General features: G+C 31.8%; 17 protein-coding genes. 13 read left to right on the top strand and 4 right to left on the bottom strand.

The genetic code is table 11. The features are described from left to right. The first annotated feature begins 83 nt into the window (after window positions 1-83). The 3 genes from NBE98_RS03055 to NBE98_RS03045 all read left to right on the top strand — a co-directional run bounded on the left by NBE98_RS03055 (window position 84) and on the right by NBE98_RS03045 (window position 3,256). Window positions 84-1,985 carry an ankyrin repeat domain-containing protein gene (locus NBE98_RS03055; protein WP_250812463.1) on the top strand — a complete coding sequence of 634 codons (1,902 nt, stop codon included), beginning with the start codon at window positions 84-86 and terminating at the stop codon, window positions 1,983-1,985. 185 nt (window positions 1,986-2,170) lie between these two features. Next, complete coding sequence (locus NBE98_RS03050; RefSeq protein WP_250812461.1) at window positions 2,171-2,677, top strand: hypothetical protein; 507 nt, start codon at window positions 2,171-2,173, stop codon at window positions 2,675-2,677. A 273-nt stretch (window positions 2,678-2,950) separates the two neighbouring features. Beyond that, window positions 2,951-3,256: a hypothetical protein gene (locus NBE98_RS03045; protein WP_250812458.1), complete on the top strand. Its 306-nt coding sequence runs from the start codon at window positions 2,951-2,953 to the stop codon at window positions 3,254-3,256. A 151-nt stretch (window positions 3,257-3,407) separates the two neighbouring features. On the opposite strand, the gene NBE98_RS03040 is transcribed toward NBE98_RS03045, so the two are convergent. Further along, entirely contained in the window at window positions 3,408-3,764 is a 357-nt protein-coding gene (locus tag NBE98_RS03040; protein WP_250812455.1) for an MmcQ/YjbR family DNA-binding protein, read from the bottom strand. A gap of 329 nt (window positions 3,765-4,093) precedes the next feature. Then, window positions 4,094-4,450: a hypothetical protein gene (locus NBE98_RS03035; protein WP_250812453.1), complete on the bottom strand. Its 357-nt coding sequence runs from the start codon at window positions 4,448-4,450 to the stop codon at window positions 4,094-4,096. A 226-nt stretch (window positions 4,451-4,676) separates the two neighbouring features. Here NBE98_RS03035 and NBE98_RS03030 point away from each other — a divergent pair, with 226 nt between their 5' ends. From NBE98_RS03030 to NBE98_RS03020, 3 genes are all read left to right on the top strand, one after another. Then, entirely contained in the window at window positions 4,677-5,597 is a 921-nt protein-coding gene (locus NBE98_RS03030; protein WP_250812449.1) for a LysR family transcriptional regulator, read from the top strand. 121 nt (window positions 5,598-5,718) lie between these two features. After that, window positions 5,719-7,143 carry a YfcC family protein gene (locus NBE98_RS03025; RefSeq protein WP_250812447.1) on the top strand — a complete coding sequence of 475 codons (1,425 nt, stop codon included), beginning with the start codon at window positions 5,719-5,721 and terminating at the stop codon, window positions 7,141-7,143. A 12-nt stretch (window positions 7,144-7,155) separates the two neighbouring features. Then, the gene (locus tag NBE98_RS03020; protein WP_250812445.1) at window positions 7,156-8,328 is read left to right on the top strand and encodes a M20 family metallopeptidase; all 1,173 of its coding nucleotides are present in this window, start codon (window positions 7,156-7,158) and stop codon (window positions 8,326-8,328) included. A gap of 55 nt (window positions 8,329-8,383) precedes the next feature. Here NBE98_RS03020 and NBE98_RS03015 read toward each other — a convergent pair whose 3' ends face one another. After that, window positions 8,384-9,331, bottom strand: a complete 948-nt coding sequence (locus NBE98_RS03015; RefSeq protein WP_250812443.1) for a helix-turn-helix transcriptional regulator — start codon at window positions 9,329-9,331, stop codon at window positions 8,384-8,386. Window positions 9,332-9,444: 113 nt separating this feature from the next. On the opposite strand from NBE98_RS03015, the gene NBE98_RS03010 reads away from it, so the two are divergent. The 7 genes from NBE98_RS03010 to NBE98_RS02980 all read left to right on the top strand — a co-directional run bounded on the left by NBE98_RS03010 (window position 9,445) and on the right by NBE98_RS02980 (window position 14,568). Further along, window positions 9,445-9,990 (top strand): dihydrofolate reductase family protein, encoded by a 546-nt coding sequence (locus tag NBE98_RS03010; RefSeq protein WP_250812439.1) that lies wholly within the window; start codon window positions 9,445-9,447, stop codon window positions 9,988-9,990. 358 nt (window positions 9,991-10,348) lie between these two features. After that, a complete protein-coding gene (locus NBE98_RS03005; protein WP_250812437.1) occupies window positions 10,349-10,552 on the top strand; it encodes a hypothetical protein in 204 nt (67 codons plus the stop codon). 65 nt (window positions 10,553-10,617) lie between these two features. Beyond that, the gene (locus NBE98_RS03000; protein WP_250812435.1) at window positions 10,618-11,178 is read left to right on the top strand and encodes a histidine phosphatase family protein; all 561 of its coding nucleotides are present in this window, start codon (window positions 10,618-10,620) and stop codon (window positions 11,176-11,178) included. Window positions 11,179-11,262: 84 nt separating this feature from the next. Further along, complete coding sequence (locus tag NBE98_RS02995; RefSeq protein ID WP_250812432.1) at window positions 11,263-11,730, top strand: hypothetical protein; 468 nt, start codon at window positions 11,263-11,265, stop codon at window positions 11,728-11,730. A 294-nt stretch (window positions 11,731-12,024) separates the two neighbouring features. Then, complete coding sequence (locus NBE98_RS02990; RefSeq protein WP_250812430.1) at window positions 12,025-13,038, top strand: phosphotransferase enzyme family protein; 1,014 nt, start codon at window positions 12,025-12,027, stop codon at window positions 13,036-13,038. 287 nt (window positions 13,039-13,325) lie between these two features. Then, window positions 13,326-14,252 carry a DUF4352 domain-containing protein gene (locus NBE98_RS02985; protein ID WP_250812428.1) on the top strand — a complete coding sequence of 309 codons (927 nt, stop codon included), beginning with the start codon at window positions 13,326-13,328 and terminating at the stop codon, window positions 14,250-14,252. A gap of 226 nt (window positions 14,253-14,478) precedes the next feature. Further along, complete coding sequence (locus NBE98_RS02980) at window positions 14,479-14,568, top strand: DUF4256 domain-containing protein (RefSeq protein ID WP_284703593.1); 90 nt, start codon at window positions 14,479-14,481, stop codon at window positions 14,566-14,568. 156 nt (window positions 14,569-14,724) lie between these two features. Here the strand turns inward: NBE98_RS02980 and NBE98_RS02975 are convergent, their stop codons facing one another. Then, window positions 14,725-17,649 (bottom strand): EAL domain-containing protein, encoded by a 2,925-nt coding sequence (locus tag NBE98_RS02975; protein WP_250812426.1) that lies wholly within the window; start codon window positions 17,647-17,649, stop codon window positions 14,725-14,727. Between the last annotated feature and the right edge of the window lie 270 nt (window positions 17,650-17,919).

Here is a 17,919-nt window from a genome sequence, read left to right as displayed (position 1 = left end):
CGACCATATATTAATAATTATGGTTGTAGTTGCTTTTTTTATGATAAAATAAATATGTAAATATATGTAAGGGGGCGTGGTGTGTGGAGAAGTTATATCTAATTTATGAGGGAAGAAAAGTAAAAGAAGAAATAGTTGAGGAAATTTTTGATGAGAATGGACTAGGCAGCGATAATTATATGTATGCGTTTGGAGAAGATGAAGATTATGACTTCTTTGAGGATATATACGAAGAAGGTGATGAAGACATGAGTCGGAGCCTTAGCTTTAAAGTTAAAGATGGACGAATGACAGATGTATATTTCACGAAGTATTATGAAACTGGTGGAAGACCAGCAGCTATATATGAATATAAGAAGAAAGAAGTTGTTCGAGTAAGGCAGTTGCTTGACAAAGTTACATATGACGATGCAAGTAAAAAGACGGAAAAGGTAATTGATAAAGCACTAGAAGTTGAATTTAAGTATAATGATATGAGTATATCTAGTTTTAAAGGAAGCTATGTTGTCTTTAAGAGTATAACTAATAATAAATCTATAAAGTTAAATAAACAGTATATTAAGGATGCTATAGATATCTTAAAAAATGATTTAAGATTATATAAAGACTTAAAGCTGACGGAAAAGTATTTTGGAACAAAATATTCGCCCTTTATATTTAAATTATTAAATTTAGTAGAATTAGAAAATTTAGTAGAAGAAGATTTTATTGTTTTGTTCTTTAAAAAAGAGAGATCAGAATACCTCATTAATGCTATAAAGGAAGAGGATTATGAAAAGTGTAGAGAATTAATAATTGAGGGGGTGGATTTAGATTATACAACTGGTCGGTATACACCTCTGGACTGTGCTATTGCAAATGGGAACAAAGAAATTTGTGAATTACTTATAAAGAATGGGGCAAAAGTAGATTCTGGGAATATAGCTTTAGCTATAACGAAGGGTTATAAAGAGATATGCGGTATTCTAATAAAGGCAGGTGCAAAGCCAAGTACAACTACATTAAATTATGCGATTCGGTCAAAAGATATGAAGTTATTTGATTACTTATTAAAAAATGGAGCGATCCCGGATAAAGAAACGTTAGAAGAGGTTGTAAGGCTTGGAAACATAGAGATTTTTGAAAGGACTCTACCAATGGTAAAAGATTTGCATGTTGATTACTTAGGTAGATTGCTGCATTATGCGGTATCTTCGAATAATGAAATAATGTGTAAGTGCTTAATTGCAAAAGGTGCCAATGTTAATTATGAAGGTGCAAATATCTTTAGCTCTATACTTTCTACCGCTTCATCTAGTGGTAACCTAGACATAGTTAAGATGCTAATTGATGCTGGAGCGAATATAGAAGGATTCAGCAACGGAAGTGACTCTCCAATCTATGCAGCTTCATCCAGTGGTCATCTTGATATAGTTAAACTACTTATTGGTGCTGGGGCCAGTATAGAAGGATCCAGCATAACAACAAGACCTATAGCTGGGGCAGTAAGCAGAGGACATTTAGAGGTTTGTAAGCTGTTAATTGAAAATGGGGCGTGCTTAGATTTTTGTGATGATAAGAATCAATCTCTTCTGCTAATTGCTATAGGAACATGTAATATTGAACTTATTAGCTATTTGCTTGAGATGGGTGTTGATGTAAATAGTCAAGATAAATATAAACACTCAGCATTACACGATTTATTTTATAAGAAAAAAAATAAGGTTGAGATATGTAAGTTACTAATTGATTATGGTATAAACGTAAATCTTAAAAATGATAATGGACAAACTCCATTGTTTTGTTTTACTACCTACTATGCAGATGAAGAGATTTGTAGACTGCTAATTAATTCTGGAGCAGATGTAAATATTCACGATAGATTTGGCAAGACTCCTCTTATGAATATATTACGCTTAAAGAATGATGAGTTTTATAACAAATATAATGATCAGATTTATGAAAATATCTATAATATGCTTATTGAAGCGGGAGCGAAAGAATAGGGGGCAATAAATATAATTTAGAGAGATATCTATACAATGGAATTATTGAGGCTATTAGTGATAATCTAGATGAAGCAGTTTAAATGCATAGTGAATTATCAAGTATTATTAATTAGACACAAAGTAAAAGTTTAAAAAATGCATAAGTATAAAGTTTGAAATCAATGTTTGGGGGAAGGGTTGTAATGAATTTTTTTAAAAAGAAAAAGCAGAATTTAAGTTTAACACAGAAAATGGTGAACTCAATGGTTTCATTAGGAATTATAGATACATTTGAGGGTTTACCATACTCACCGGAAATTGTAGCTAGTTATAAGGATAATGTAAGTGCCATTTTTCATTCAGATTATATGAAGAAAATACCTGTGTCCGAATATACCACTGGGGTTTATAATGCTATGAGATTTGCTTTTGCCTTCGGGGTAATATCTGCTTCCGAGTGGAATAATAGTTTAACTTCATTTGAAAATTTAAGTTTTAAGGTTGATATCAGTGAGATTTTACTTGCAATGAAGTTGCTTGATATTGATAAAAATGAATACGAGAGTATTATAGGTAAGCTTATGGAGGTGTACATAGAATATTTAAACCAAATTAATAATCCTGATATACCTTCAGAAACCAATTATGTGCTAATTAATACACAAACTATAGGAACTGCTGCTATGATGAAGAAGCTTGGATATAAATAATTCGTATTGATAATTTTAAAAATACATGGTAAAATCTAAATAATGGAATAAATTAACTCCATTTAAAAACTAAATACATCACTCAAATATCAAGAGTTAGGGTAGAGAGTTAGCTCGTTGACCCTATACCAACCTGCTTATTAAGTAAGGTGGTTCTGCTAACAGCGATAAGGAGGTGGATACTATGATGAATTGATATCTTCTTATCTTAGGGTAAGAAGATTTTTTATTTGCTTAAAAAACTAAAATAAATTGAAATGAGAGGTATAAGTAATGAATAGTACAGGTTATATTAGAGGTTATATGTCAAAGAATATGAGTGCAGAGAGGTTTATACAAGTTGTTGCTGAAGCGCTATCAAAGGAATTTGAAGAGGAAGTAAAAGTAAATACTAAATTGAAAGATGAATATGAAATACTATTTAAGGACTACAAGGCTTCTATCAATACAGAATTAATTAATGAGTTAAAATCAAAATCACCCTATGCTGTAGATAAATTTTTGCTTCAGGAATTTAAAAAACAAGGCTTCACTTTTGATGAAAACAGAAGCCAGTATATAAGCTATTGCTGGCTCTAATTTAATTAGCAGTTATACAGAGTTCATAAATCATAATTTCTAAAAAAAGATCATTAGATTTGTCTTAAGAAGGTTGAAGCAAACGACTACCATAGACTAAATACTCTACGCTATAAATCCTTGCAAAGCCCCCAAGCCAGCAGCAAAGCCTCTACCGCTTCTCCACTGCTAGCTTTTCACTCTTCTTAAGACTTTTAAAAACCAAGTCATAGGACAAATCGATTAAAAATAGCAATTTATCTTCTGGTACAGTTCCATCAACGGTTACGGTGTTCCAATGGGTTTTGTTCATGTGGTAGCCGGGCTTTATGGAGCTGTATTCTTTTCTTAAATCCTGGGACATGAAAGGATCGCATTTTAGGTTAACTTCAAGAATAGGCTTGTTGATGTTTGTTAAGGCAAACATCTTTGAGCCAACCTTAAGCACCAAGGTCTCTTCGTCGAAGGGAAAGGCTTCGGATACTCCTTTTTTGCTCAGGCAATAGCTTTTGAATTGTTCTAAATTCATTTCATAACCCCCATAAAGTTATTTTTGCATAATATTTATTATAACATTATCAGAAAAACTTAGTATAAATTATTTGCATATGATTAATAACTGTGTTGAAGTAAGCATGTTATTTGTTCTCGTAGAAAACATTGAGCGAACATCAATAAGACTTGACTTCTTTTATGTAATTCTGCGTTAAGAAATTTTTACTGTTTGAGAGAAGCGAGTTTAAAAATTTTAGCAGAGTTATATAAAAGAAGTCTTAGTCTTATATGTGCAGCGAACTTTTTCCTAGAGAACAAATAACGTGCATGATTTCAACGCTATTCTTAAACCTAGCCAACTATCTAAATACTCTCCTGTTTTGAGAAAATAAATTCATAATAATGCCTTATTGCCGCGTCTACAATAGTATTCATATAAACATTCACATCTGGGTGCACTGCCTTTATTTCATTGAGCATTCTTGCTGTAGATTCTCTGAGCTTGTAGGTTCTTTTTATATCAAAGCCTTCACCGTCAATTAAAGGAGTAGGCACATTGGCAGAGAGTCTAAACCTTCTGTTGTCAATGAGGGGAGGCTTCACAGCCTCCGCCATAAAGTCAAAGCTTGCTACGGGTTTGCCAATAGGAGCTTCAATAAAGCCATCCTCTTCAATTTCCTCGTCATCGCCAAGATCAAATTTGTCTATTTTCTGTTTCACTTCTAAACCTCCTGTATTAATTTTTAAGCCTATTTTATCTATAAATGGTTATATGGCTAAATGGTTATATGGTTAACCATATAAATTGTTCCTATAAATAAATATGCAATCTTTGAAGGAATATCGAAAACTATGCAGAATTTAATTATTGCAGAACTTAATTTAGCAGCAGTATATGTATTTGTTATATCCAATATTTGTTTAACTTATATAGGGGGGAGATAATATGAATTTAAAGGAACAACTCTATATCTGTACTTTAGCTGAGCAAGGAAGTATTTCAAAGGCAGCAAAAAAGTTATTTCTTTCCCAGCCTGCCTTAAGCCAGTATATCAGCAATTTAGAAAAGAATTTAGGCACTAAATTATTTATAAGAAAAGATAATTTTTATGCACTTACCTATTTAGGTGAGAAGTATGTTGAGAAGGCAAAGGAAATGCTTTTGCTGGAACGGGAGTTTAAAATAGAACTGCAGAATCTGTTAAATGGCAGTATTGGAAGGTTAAGAGTAGGAGTACAGCTGAGACGCTCCCCATATATTGTAGCTCAAATTGCGGGTTATTTTAGAGACAACTATCCAGGCATAGAATTGGAATTTAAAGAATCAAATACAGCTGTGCTTGAAGCTATGATGGCCAATGATGAAGTGGATATACTCATTTATAGCTGCATGAAAAGAAGAAAAGATTTAAACTATGTGCATATTTTAGATGATAATTTATTCCTGGCTGTTAATTCAACTAGCAAGCTTAGAAGAATGGCAAAATGGGAGGAAAATGGTGATTTTCAATATATAGATTTTAAGGATTTAAAGGAAGAAACCTTTATTTTGCCTCAGAAGGGGCAGAGTTTAAGAGAAGTTAGTGATATTTTGTTTGAAAAAGAAAGAATGGTTCCTAAAAAAATTATGGAAATAAGAAATATTGAAACCATTATGAATCTGGTTTCAGCAAACTTTGGAGTTGGTTTTAACCGAGCTAGTTATATAAACTATATGTCACATATAAAAAATGTGGAATACTATAAGGTGCCGCACAATGGAGTAAATTCAGAATTAGTTATAGCTTATTCAAAGGTTTCAGCAACAATTACAAACTTCGAGGAAATCGTTAATTCAATAAAAAATATATTTAGTGAAAAAGTATAAGTTTAGCTTATACTTTTTATAACTTTTCAAACGTTTACAGTGAAATATTGCACCAGTATAATTACAGTAAGCTATATGGCCATATACGCTAATTCATAAAGTATAAAGGAGTGTTACTTGGATGAGCGATACCAAGATAGTACAGGATGTAAAAAAGAAAAAAAGCTTTAAAATGCCGCACTCATTAGTAGTTATTGCATTCATTGTAGTGGCAGCAGTCATTGCTACCTGGATAATACCAGCAGGGGAATATGCCAGAATAAAAAATGCTGCTGGAAAACAAGTAATTGACCCCCTATCCTTTAAGCTTATAGCTAGATCACCTGTTAACTTTTTTAAACTAGGTTATTTTGCAATTAGCGGTTACATTGGCACAGCAGATCTTATTTTTGTTATTTTGCTCTCGGGAGCGGCCTTCAATGTAATCGTAGCCAGTGGTGCACTGCAGTCGCTTATTGCCATGGTTTCAAGAAAGTTTGCATCAAAGGAAACAATATTTATTCCTATAGTTACTTTGATATTTGGTTTAATTTGTACAACCCAAGGAGTTAATACCTTTATAGGCTTTGCTCCAGTAATGGTAATGTTCGCTAGGTCCTTAGGCTTTGACTCTGTTGTAGGAGCCGGAATTATACTTTTAGGTGGTGCCGTAGGATTTTCAACAGGAACCTTGAATGTCAACACTACTATTGTTGCCCAGAATATAGCGGGTTTGGCACCATATTCAGGCATAGGCTACAGAGCTTTTTGCTTTGTTGTGTTCTATATAGTAACTAATATTTATCTTATCAGATACGCAAAGAAAATAAGGGTTAATCCAGAATTAAGTGTAATGTACGACTTGGACTTAGTTAATGAAACAAACAAGTCTGAAGCTGAAGAATTTAACAAGCCAATGGATACAAGAAAGTGGCTCGTAATAACTACACTGTTTGTATTTCTTGGTGTCATAGTTTATGGTGGAGTAAAACTTGATTGGGATTTAAAAGAAACTGCTTCAGTATTTATTTGGATGGGTATAGCAGCGGGTGTTCTTGCTGGCTTTACACCAAGCAAGATTGCTAAATGCATGGTAGAGGGAGCTAAAAAAATGATAGGTGCAGCACTTATTATAGGACTAGCTCGTTCAGTTTCAAGTGTACTAACTGAAGGTAAAATAATGGATACATGTATTTATGGCATGGCTCAGGTGTTAGGATTTTTACCATCTTATGTACAGGGAGCGGCGATGTATATAGCAAACCTCATAATGAATTTATTTATAACTTCAGGAAGTGGACTAGCAAATACTGTTATGCCTCTATTTGTACCTTTAGCAGACCTTGTAGGCCTTACAAGACAGTCAGCAGTTTTAGCCTTTAACTTCGGTGATGGCTTTGGAAACTATGTTCTGCCTACATCAACAGCACTTATGGGTATACTTGGCGCAGCAAATATACCATATGACAGATGGATGAAATTTATGTGGAGACTATTCCTTATATGGGTAGGAGTTGGATGCGTTTTAATGGTAGTTGCACAAATAATAAATTATGGTCCTATGTAAGGGGAGATTAGATTGAAAGAGAATTTATTTAAGAATATCGATGATAGAAGCAGTGATTTAATAGCTATGGCTGATTATATTTTTGATAATCCAGAGCTTGCCTTTAAGGAATATAAGGCTAGTAAGCTGCTTGAAGATTACTTAGAGAAAAATGGTTTTACTGTTGAGAGAGGCTTGGGAAGCTTGGATACAGCATTTAAGGCTGTGTATGAAAACGGAACTGGCGGACCTAATATAGGGCTTTTGTGTGAATATGATGCATTGCCTATGGGACATGGATGCGCACATCATTTGCAGGGACCTGCAATAGTTGGGGCTGCAATAGCACTAAAAGAATTATATAAGGGTAAACCCTATAAATTAATTGTTTACGGAACTCCCGCGGAAGAAGGCGGCGGTGGAAAGATAAAAATGCTGAATGAAGGCTATATTAAAGAATTAGATGTTGCACTTATGGCCCATGGAGGCCCTGCAACTCAGGTAGATGTTAAGTCCTTAGCTGCCAGCAGCATCAAAGTAATCTATCATGGCAAAAGCGCACATGCTGCATTGAAGCCGGAGCAAGGTAGAAGTGCATTAGATGCACTGTTGTTAACCTTCCACGCAGTTGAATTTTTAAGAGAGCACGTGCTTGAGGATACAAGAATGCATTATACAGTAGTTGATGCAGGAGGCCCTAATAATGTTGTACCTAAAACCGCAGCTGGTTCCTTCAGCTTAAGATCCTATAATTCTTCATACTTAAAATCTGTAATATCACGCTTTGAAGATATTGTGAAGGGTGCAGCACTAATGACAGGAACTACCTATGAGATTATAAGAGAGAAAGACCTTGATAGCAAGGTGCCGGTATATAGCTTAAATGATGTTGTCATGAATAATGCTAAATTAATAAATGCACCTAATATCAAGCCGGCTAGAGAGAAGACAGGCTCTTCAGATTTCGGTAATGTTATGTACGTTATACCTGGTTCATGCATAAGAATTTCTTTTGTAGATGAAAATGCCTCATCTCACTCACAGGAATTTTTAGATGATGGTAAATCAGAAAGGGGTCATGCAGCAGTGATATATGCAGCTAAAATATTAGCAGGAACTGCTTTTGACTTAATTGATGATGCTAGTAAACTGCTTGAAGTAAAGCAGGAATTCAATGCTACAAAGGCTAAGATGAGCTTAGAGTAAATAATTTACAAAGTTTGACCTGAGGTGGCCAATTGCCATTTCAGGTCAAACTTTTTTAATATAAAGCAACAACTTCTAGTGCTTTTTTCTTAATTTCAAGGATAGCTTCAATAGGTTCAATAATTTCAATATCCTTGCCATATCCAAAAGCAAATTCTATGCCCTGCCATATTGCTTCAAAAGTTATTTTAAGATAAATTTCATTATCTTTAACAATAGTTTCAGTAATAGTTATGAATTGTCTTTCTTTTATAGGATTTAAGATATTAGGGTTAATTTTGAAGGTAAAAGTATGTTTAGGAATTAAGCTTTTAAAATTGCTGGTAGAAGTGTTCCAGTAGCTTTTAAGATTAAAGTCCTCTGGCCTAACAAAGGTATAATCCATTAAGAATGCAGACTCAATAGAGGTAACCTTATAGGTTTTAATTATGTCGTTGTTTATAGCAACTAAATACCAAATGCTTCGCTTGCAAACCAAGCCAAGTGGATTTACATCTACTTCTTTTGTTTCATTTGCTTTTCTGTAGAGTATCTTTAATGATTTAGAGTTCCATATAGCATTTTGTAATATAGAAAGAATATCTGTATTTACTGTAGTGTTAGTCTTGTTCCAAGTATGCATATCTATATAAATGTAATTTTGAATATTTTCGATTTCTTTTACTTCATTAGGGGCAGAATCTCCTAAAATTTTAAGAAGTGTAGAATATTTAAGGTTTTCCACGCCTAAATCCTCTAAAATTTTATCACTAGTTGGAATTAATAGAGACATAAGCTCGTTTTTGTTTATTCCGGTAAGTGAGGTTTTATAGTCTCCTAGAAGAGTTATTCCGCCATTTACACCTTTCTCAGCAGCAATAGGAACTCCAATACCGCTAAGTGCATCAATATCTCTGTAAATAGTTCTTATAGAAACCTCAAGTTTTTCTGCTAATTCAGAAGCAGTTAATTTTTTATTTATTTGCAATAGCATCAGTATAGAAATTAATCTGTCTGCTCTCATAAATTTCCTCCTGTTATATGACATAGGATGTCAACTATTATAGCTTATAATTAATTATGAATCAAACAATAATAACAATAAAATATAGCCTTAGATTATAGGAGGAATATAATATGAAAAGAAAAGTTATTTTACATTTAGCAGTAAGTTTGGATGGTTATATTGCATCAGAGGATGGCAGCTATGACTGGATAGTTGGAGATGGGGACGCTGCATTAAACACTGAAAACAAGCTCAATTTTGATAAATTTCTAGAAGATGTTGACATAGTAGTTATGGGCAAAAATTGTTATGACCAAAATATGCATAATGAATATAAAAATAAAAAAGTATATGTAGCAACATCACAAAAACTTGAAAATCAGGATAATCTCCATTTTATAAGCGGAGATATAGTTAAGATAATACAAGAAGAAAAAGAAAAGGAAGGTAAGGATATATTCCTATTTGGTGGTGGAAAGCTTATAGATAGTTTTGTTAAAGCTGATATTATCGATGAATATATTATTGGAATAGTTCCAATAATTTTAGGCAAAGGAAGACCTTTATTTTTAGGAAATAATCCGACAATAAAGCTGCATCTATATGAGTATGTTATAGAAGAGGGTATCACTATTTTAAAATATTCAAAAAGAAAAACTGAAGATAGTAGCATATAAAGTCAATTTGAAAATATAGATAAAATACTCTTGCTTATAGTAATGATTTAAGCTTTAAGGGTGCAAAACTCAAAATTGTAGGCGTTTTTGCCTACAGTTTTGAGTTTTTGCACTTTTTTTATTTTGGCTTATATCAGAGCATTAAGGCTATTTTATATATAAAATACATTGATTTTTACATAGGTTTTTGCAGCACAAAAAACACTTGTAATAAATTTATTACATCTGCAAAATGCTTATAAAAGTTATAGTTCAGTACATAAATCTTTGAAAATATTGGAATTGTTTTTGTAATTAAGATACAATAGTAATGAATAGTTGTGAATTATTGTGCAACAAAACATATGGGGGGATTTTTGTGAAGAATTTAAAATTATCTCGTAATTTATGCTTATTTTCAGGATTTTGTTTCTTAATATCTTTTATGCTTAACGTATCAGACAAGAAATCAACACCTTCGATTGTTTTAAGTATGATCGCAAGCATTTTAATGTTTATCAATGCTTATCTCAATCATAAAAAAATTATAAATAATGATAAGAAAAAGACTAATAATGATTAATATAATGAACAGTTTTCTTTTAAGACGTAATAGTAAACAAATGCGAATTAAATGGAGGATGTTATATGGCACAATTTTATTTAGTTAGACATGGACAACCAGATTATAGCCCATGTAATGAAAGAGGATATATAGGACATGGCAAAGATTTGGCGCCTTTATCAAAAGAAGGTATAGCACAAGCATTGGCAACAGCATTAGACCCGAGATTAAAAAGTGCAGATATTATTGTATCTTCCCCATATACAAGGGCTTTACAGACTGCTGCAATTATTTCTCAAAAGACAAATATTGATATAACAGTAGAGATGGACTTACATGAATGGATGCCTGATTTAACCTTTCAATTACGTGCATTTGAAGAATGTTTAGACTTAACAAAAGATTTTAATAATCATAAAGGTATCTATCCTAACGGAGAGACAAGACGATGGGAAGACTTAAATTCATTAAGAAGTAGAGTTAAAAAGGTTGCTGATAAGTACGCTAATTATAATAAAGTGATAATGGTATGCCATGAAATGGTTATAAGAACATTGACATATGCAGAAAGAATTGCACCTGGTGAAATAATTGAGTGTCATTATGAAATAGGAAAAAGTGATGAACTTTATTCTTTCACATAATAAACAAGAATTAATTCACAACTTTCTTATAAGACGTAATAGTATTAAATTTCGAGCTAATTATATATTTAATGAGGTAAAAAAATGAAAGGTGATGAGAATAAAGTATTCCAATCATTTGAATTTTGGTGCAAGAAATTGAGGGTATCTCCATACTGGGATATTCGACTTGAATTTGTTGATGATTTTAACTGGAGAAAAACAGGAGACATAAAGATTGATTGTGATGATAGAAAAGCTGTTCTGCTTCTCAATAGAGCTAATCCCAAACAAGAAAACCTTGAAGAAGTAATTGTTCACGAGTTGTTTCATTTAAAAATGTACCCACTTGACCAAGTTACAGAATCTCTAATTACTGCTAATTTTGAAAAAGGAACATCAGCGTATGATTTTGCATATAATCAATTCTTTATATCATTGGAACAAACAGTAGAAGAATTGGCAAAGTGCTTTCTTCTTGAGTTTGGTGATAATAAAGAGCTGTCATATGGCAGATGCAAAAATCAAAAATCATATAACGAGCTTTTTGAAGGGCTGAGAAAACTTGAGTAACCTCCCAAATGAACATATCTTTGATATACAATCCTAAACTACGAAATAAATTTCAAGCTTATTATAAGAGGTTCTATTCAAAGTGCAGTGGCTAAAACTACATTTAACAAAATATTTCCGCTCAGCTTGACTTGAAAGGATAGCCAAGCTACACCTGTGACACCAAGCCAAGTATGGCTAAGTGTCTCGGCGTCGGCAATACGAAACGTTATACGTCATTAATTCAAGGATATTTAATTTGAGATATCAAAGAACACTAGTGTAAATATCTAGATAAAAATAGGGGGAATCAATATGGAAAAGGATATTAGAGATGATATTATAAAAAAAATAATAAGCGAATTAGCGGAGAGATATGCTATAAGACATGATGACTTAGAGTCCATTACAGGTGGTTACCAGAATTTAATTTTTGAGTTTGTTCAGAATGACAAGCCGCACATTTTTCGAATATCAGATTCTGTTACTCGTAGTGAAGAAATGATTAAAAGTGAACTTGAATGGTGTATTTATCTTTTTGAACATGGAGTTCCGTTATCAAGACCACTAAAATCTACAGCTGGACATTTAACGGAAACAGTTTATAGAGATGGAATTAAAATGACTGCAACTTTATTTGAGAAAGCACCAGGTAGAAAAATGGCATATCCAGAATATCTAAATAATGTTGAAGTGTTTAAACGGTTAGGTCAAATAACAGGAAAAATTCATAAAGCATCTAAGAACTACAATTCTCCAAATATCAAAAGAAATAATTGGTTTCAAAACTATTATTTAACAAACCTCTACAAGTATGTTCCCGAAACTGAAATTAATATAAGAAATGCATATGAAGATCTAATGAAGAAGTTAAATTTGCTAAATTGTAACCAAAATTCGTTTGGACTTATTCATGGTGATATCAACGTAGGTAACTTTTGTATTTCAGATAATCAAATAACTCTTTTTGATTTTGATGAGTGTCAGTATAGTTGGTTTGTAGAAGATATAGCAATACAACTATTTTATACTGTATATGTGTTTGGAGATGATTCAATAAATGAACGTCAAGAAATGGCGGATAAATTTATGAGTAATTTTATGAGTGGATACAATAGTGAAAACTATTTAGATAGTTATTGGATTGAAAAAATTCCAGAATTCTTAAAACTTAGAGAGTTAATTGTTTATATTGGAATATATAAAAAGTGGAAGCTTAATAATTTAAGCGAATGGCAAAGAGATTATTATAATCAAAGTACTAATAGAATAAAGAGTGGAATTTCATTGGTTGATTATAGAGATAACTGGAACAAATTATCAATATGAATTCATTGTGAAATAACCTAACTAAATTATTTCTTTATAGTATAGGTACAATAATGCACTATCTTACATTATATGGTACAATTAATTGAAAATTCCGAAATAGTGCGCTGCAGGGATTATAATAAAAAACAACGAACCTGAGGAACGTGAAAATTACGAATAATGAGTGTATCCCCCTAATTCAATTTTTTAAAGAAACGGGATATTATGTGATTTTGTAGAATACAGTTTAAGGTAAGTTAGCGGCGCTACATAAATCTAAACAAACTCTAGGAGGTTTGAAGGTTATGAAGTTTAAACTAGGTATTATTTTAATATTAAGTTTTTTACTTTTTGGGTGCGGTAATAGTAATCTCACATCTGAACAAAAGGGAATACTATCCGCTAAATTTAATAAATTATCGCCTCATGAACTTGGTATGTTTGAGGATATGGTTAGAAAAAAGGATTTGACTGAAAGTGATAAGAAAAGGTTAAAAAGTTATGTTGATTCGAATTTTTCAAATGATGAAGTACTTAAAAAAGATTATTATGCAATTATAGATGGTACTAAAGCTTCATCAAATACCCAGAAAAATAGTGATACACCAAAGCAGCCTGAAAATAGTAAAGCTACAACCCCCACGGATCAATCAGAAGATAACTATAAGAAGGGTGTAGAGGCCTATAAAAATCAGCAATATGATAAAGCCATAGAATATTTGGGGAAGGTTAGTGCTTCGAGTAAATATGCTAGTGAAGCTTATAACGTTGCATCAGAGGCATATAAGAAGATGCCAATAACTAATGATACTATAAAAAATAAAGGTCAATTTTTCTTAAATAAATGGAATATAGTTGATGTTATAAACTATAGATTAAATTCGGTGCAGGCATATACATCATTAAACGGGCATAATGCTGCTGAAGGAAGAGTATTCCTTGTATTAGACATATCTGTTAAGAATATGTCCGGACAAGGAAAGCCTGCTGATGGTTACGGTGATGCCAAAAATATCAATATCGATGCTAAGACAACCTTTAGGTTGTACGACAGAGATAAACATATTTACATGAATACGCAAATAGAGAGTCACTCTTTAAATGGTAAGCTGTCTTCGGGTTCTGAAGTTAGGGGAGAAGTAGTTTACGAAATTCCGATTAGTATTGGGAGCTATTACTTAGACACTATGATGGGCGATTATAAACATACATTAGGATTAGTGTTAAAATAATATTTATTAAATATTTCATGCAATAAATTATAATGAGGCTATTATATACGAAAGAAGAAAGTAAGAGTAAGTTTTAATGAATCATTTTCTTCTATTCTTCATTAACAACTATAACAAGAAGTGAAAAATTAGGCGTCTTGTTGTTTGCAACCAGTGATTCTTAACGATATCAACGAACTTGCAAAAGTTGCAGAAATGATTAATAAATCCAAATCCCTAACTCTAGTTGAAAGAACGTTTTGAGAAAAACATGAACCGTCATGAAGGTCTTGAGTGGGATAAAGTGCAAGCAAAGTTGGAAGCTACTATGGAGTAAGGGATTCCGTGGCTCGCTTAGGGGCTAAATTTTGAACATACAACAACAAAGTCAGTAATTAGCAAGCTCTTCACTTCACTCCATGATAAAAAGTTAGCTGAACTACCAAAACGGTAGTTCAGCTGCAAATTGGCAATCATAAAGCTATACATTTATTTATGTTTCATATGTTGTTTTTTCATTCCTCATTAGCAAAGCTTCCATGTTTTCTGCATTAACAGGTTTGCTAAAATAGTAGCCTTGGCCTATATCGCAGCCCATATCTTTTAAAAGTTTTAGCTGCTCTTTAGTCTCTATTCCTTCTGCTATAACTTTATAGCCAAGCTTATGAGACAGGCTTATTATAACATCCACTATTAATCTTTGTTCAGCGTTATCACATATCTCCTGCACAAAGGATTTATCAATCTTCAATACATTTATAGGCAGCTGTCTTAGATAATTTAGAGAAGAGTAACCTGTTCCAAAATCATCAAGGGCAATTTTTATACCCATAGATCTTAAATAATTTAACTTATTAATAATATCTTCAGTTGAGTCCATAAGTAAACTCTCTGTTATTTCTATTTCTAAGAAAACACTGGGTAGATTCTCTTTAGTTAATATATCTTTTACGTTATCTAAGAAGTTAGGTTTTATAAATTGAATACTGGATACATTTATGGCAATAGAATTATAAGTATGGCCATTATCTATCCAAATTTTATTTTGCCTACAGGCAGTCTCTAATACCCAATTACCTATAGGGACTATAAGTCCTGTTTTTTCAGCTATAGGTATAAAATCATTAGGGGAAACAAAACCTAATTCCGTATTATTCCATCTAATTAAGGCCTCCATACCTTCAATCTTTCCAGTAAATAAATTTACTTGAGGTTGATAATATAATTCGAATTCCTTATTTTCCAGGGCAGGCCTAAGATTATTTTCTATGGTTATTCTTTTTATGAGTTCCTTTCCCATGGAGTAGCTGAAGAAGCAATATTGATTTTTACCTTGTTCCTTTGCTCTATACATTGCAGTATCAGCATTTTTTAAAAGCATTTCAGGGTTTTCACCATCTATAGGGGCTATAGAGATCCCGATGCTTGTAGTGACGTAATTTAATGTACCATCTATAATAAAAGGGTCTTTAAACACATTTAATATGTTGCTTGAAATCACTTCTAATTCTTTTATATTATCAAATTCTGGGACTAAAACTAAAAATTCATCTCCGCCAAACCTGCCTGCTATTGAATTTAATGGTAAAGAAGCTTTAAGCCTTATAGAAATTTCTTTTAAAACATAATCCCCTTTATCATGACCTAGAGTATCATTGATTCTTTTAAACTCATCTAAATCTAAAAATAATAAGGCTGAATTTTTATTAAATAAAGTATTTGAATTTAATATACCTTCAAATTGTTGCATAAAATAGTATCTATTTGGCAAATTTGTAACCACATCAAAATAAGCTATTTGTTCGATTTGCTGCTCATTAGCCTTTCTTTCTGAAATATCAGTAGTAGAACCAGCCATTTTTACAGCCCTTCCATCAGAATCTCTCAATAGCTTTCCTCTATTTAGAAGCCATTTAATAGAACCATCTTTTGCAATTACTCTAAATTCACTTTTATATATTTTATTATTATCTATAGCCTCAGTTAAATCTTTTTCTGCAGAAGCTTTATCTAATTGATATATGTATTTGTTGTATATATCATTAAAGTTAGAAAATATATCATGGCCAGTTATCTCTGTCCATTTTTCTGAGATAAAGAAAGAATTATTCAATAAGTTCCATTCCCAAATGGCATCGTTGGCTCCTTCTATAGCAAGTCTATAGCGCTCCTCATCATTTCTTATGATCTCTTCATTTTCTTGTAGTTCTTCATATTGAGTTCTAAGCTCTTCTTCGGTGGCAGCAAGTTCTTCATAAACTGCACTTAGTTCCTCATAACTATTATTTAGTTTTATCTCATTCTTTCTTTTTTGATTAATAATTATGGATAAAAGAGAAATTGTAGTGATAAGAAATAAAAAAAATATTCCCGTAACAATAACTAATTTCTTGTATTTTTGAAAAAAAGAATAATCTTCATTTATAATGATGCTGCCTTTTGGAAGTATGCTCTGATTTATTTTAAAGTTTTTTAATTGAGTATAATCAAACATATATTTATTGGGACTCTCAGATACTTGAGGTATGGATTCTAGAGGAGAGCCGTTTATTATTTTTAGAGCAATTTTTGCAGCTTCCTCTCCTTGATAAAATCCACTGGTAACTTTTCCTCCTATGGTTCCGTAGCCCAAATCAAAATCCCAAAAAGAAAAAAGAGGAACAGGAGAATTTTTAAAAATATTATCCTTTACATCGTTTATATATCTATAACATTCAGACTCATCTAAAAATGGGTCAGTAGCAAATATAAAAGCTGTATTTTTATTTGAACTTTTTATAGTATCCTTTAGCTTCTCTATAGAAGTGTTTTCATAAAAATTAAATTTATATTCGTTAATATATTTGTTCGAAATTTTTTTGATATTATTGAAATCATTTTTTCCAGAGGCACTATTACTTCCATATATGTTGAAGGTATTAGTATTAGGAAAAATTGATAGAATGTTTTTTATCATTTCTTCTACTTCAATATTTTCTTTTACTATTTTGTATTGAGGTTTGTTTAAAAGAATAGAGGCGTTTATTTCGTTTATACCGCAAAAGACTACGGGAGTGTTTGGAAATAACTTATCACCATATTTAAGTAGATAATCCATAGCGCCATTATCGGATGCTATAATAACATCAAACTTAATATGAGAATATTTCATCTTTTGAAGATTAAAAAAGTTATCTAAATAATCAGCATTAGAGGTTTCTTTTAAATCCATATAATCATATTTTATATTCATATTTGTAGAGTTTTCATCAAAAATTGAACTGATTCCCTTAGAGATTGATTTTGTCCATGAGAAACCTTCGTTATAAGAATGTAATACTAATATATTTATATTTTCTGCTGCGCTTACTGAACTGCTTTTAAATGCTGCAAAAATTACAAGGAAGAATATACAGACAAAAAGCTTAATTTTTTTCATATTCTCGCATCCACCTCCTGATATTTATTACAATTATAACATATTTATCTATTTTTATAACCTTTAAAAATGAAAATATAGAAAATTTATGCAGAGTTATAGGGAATTATGTAATTTTTTAATATAAAGCGCCTCAGATGAGTTTTATTCATATGGCAGCCAGGTTTGATTTGTTTGTTTTTAAAATGCAAGAATACAAGTGAAAATATTTCATTGTGCATATAAAAAATCTTATTGCAGTAGCATGCAACAGATAATAATTATTTTCTT

It is taken from the genome of Clostridium swellfunianum (genome assembly GCF_023656515.1).
Lineage (GTDB): Bacteria > Bacillota > Clostridia > Clostridiales > Clostridiaceae > Clostridium_AT > Clostridium_AT swellfunianum.
Note: the sequence above shows the minus strand (reverse complement) of the source record. Positions and strands in the feature narration are given on the sequence as shown.

Coding starts and splice junctions, on each gene's coding strand:
- NBE98_RS02985 (WP_250812428.1), top strand. CDS start 13,326: ATGAAGTTTAAACTAGGTATTATTTTAATATTAAGTTTTTTACTTTTT.
- NBE98_RS03050 (WP_250812461.1), top strand. CDS start 2,171: ATGAATTTTTTTAAAAAGAAAAAGCAGAATTTAAGTTTAACACAGAAA.
- NBE98_RS03040 (WP_250812455.1), bottom strand. CDS start 3,764: ATGAATTTAGAACAATTCAAAAGCTATTGCCTGAGCAAAAAAGGAGTA.
- NBE98_RS03045 (WP_250812458.1), top strand. CDS start 2,951: ATGAATAGTACAGGTTATATTAGAGGTTATATGTCAAAGAATATGAGT.
- NBE98_RS03025 (WP_250812447.1), top strand. CDS start 5,719: ATGAGCGATACCAAGATAGTACAGGATGTAAAAAAGAAAAAAAGCTTT.
- NBE98_RS03015 (WP_250812443.1), bottom strand. CDS start 9,331: ATGAGAGCAGACAGATTAATTTCTATACTGATGCTATTGCAAATAAAT.
- NBE98_RS03010 (WP_250812439.1), top strand. CDS start 9,445: ATGAAAAGAAAAGTTATTTTACATTTAGCAGTAAGTTTGGATGGTTAT.
- NBE98_RS02975 (WP_250812426.1), bottom strand. CDS start 17,649: ATGAAAAAAATTAAGCTTTTTGTCTGTATATTCTTCCTTGTAATTTTT.
- NBE98_RS02995 (WP_250812432.1), top strand. CDS start 11,263: ATGAAAGGTGATGAGAATAAAGTATTCCAATCATTTGAATTTTGGTGC.
- NBE98_RS03030 (WP_250812449.1), top strand. CDS start 4,677: ATGAATTTAAAGGAACAACTCTATATCTGTACTTTAGCTGAGCAAGGA.
- NBE98_RS02990 (WP_250812430.1), top strand. CDS start 12,025: ATGGAAAAGGATATTAGAGATGATATTATAAAAAAAATAATAAGCGAA.
- NBE98_RS03000 (WP_250812435.1), top strand. CDS start 10,618: ATGGCACAATTTTATTTAGTTAGACATGGACAACCAGATTATAGCCCA.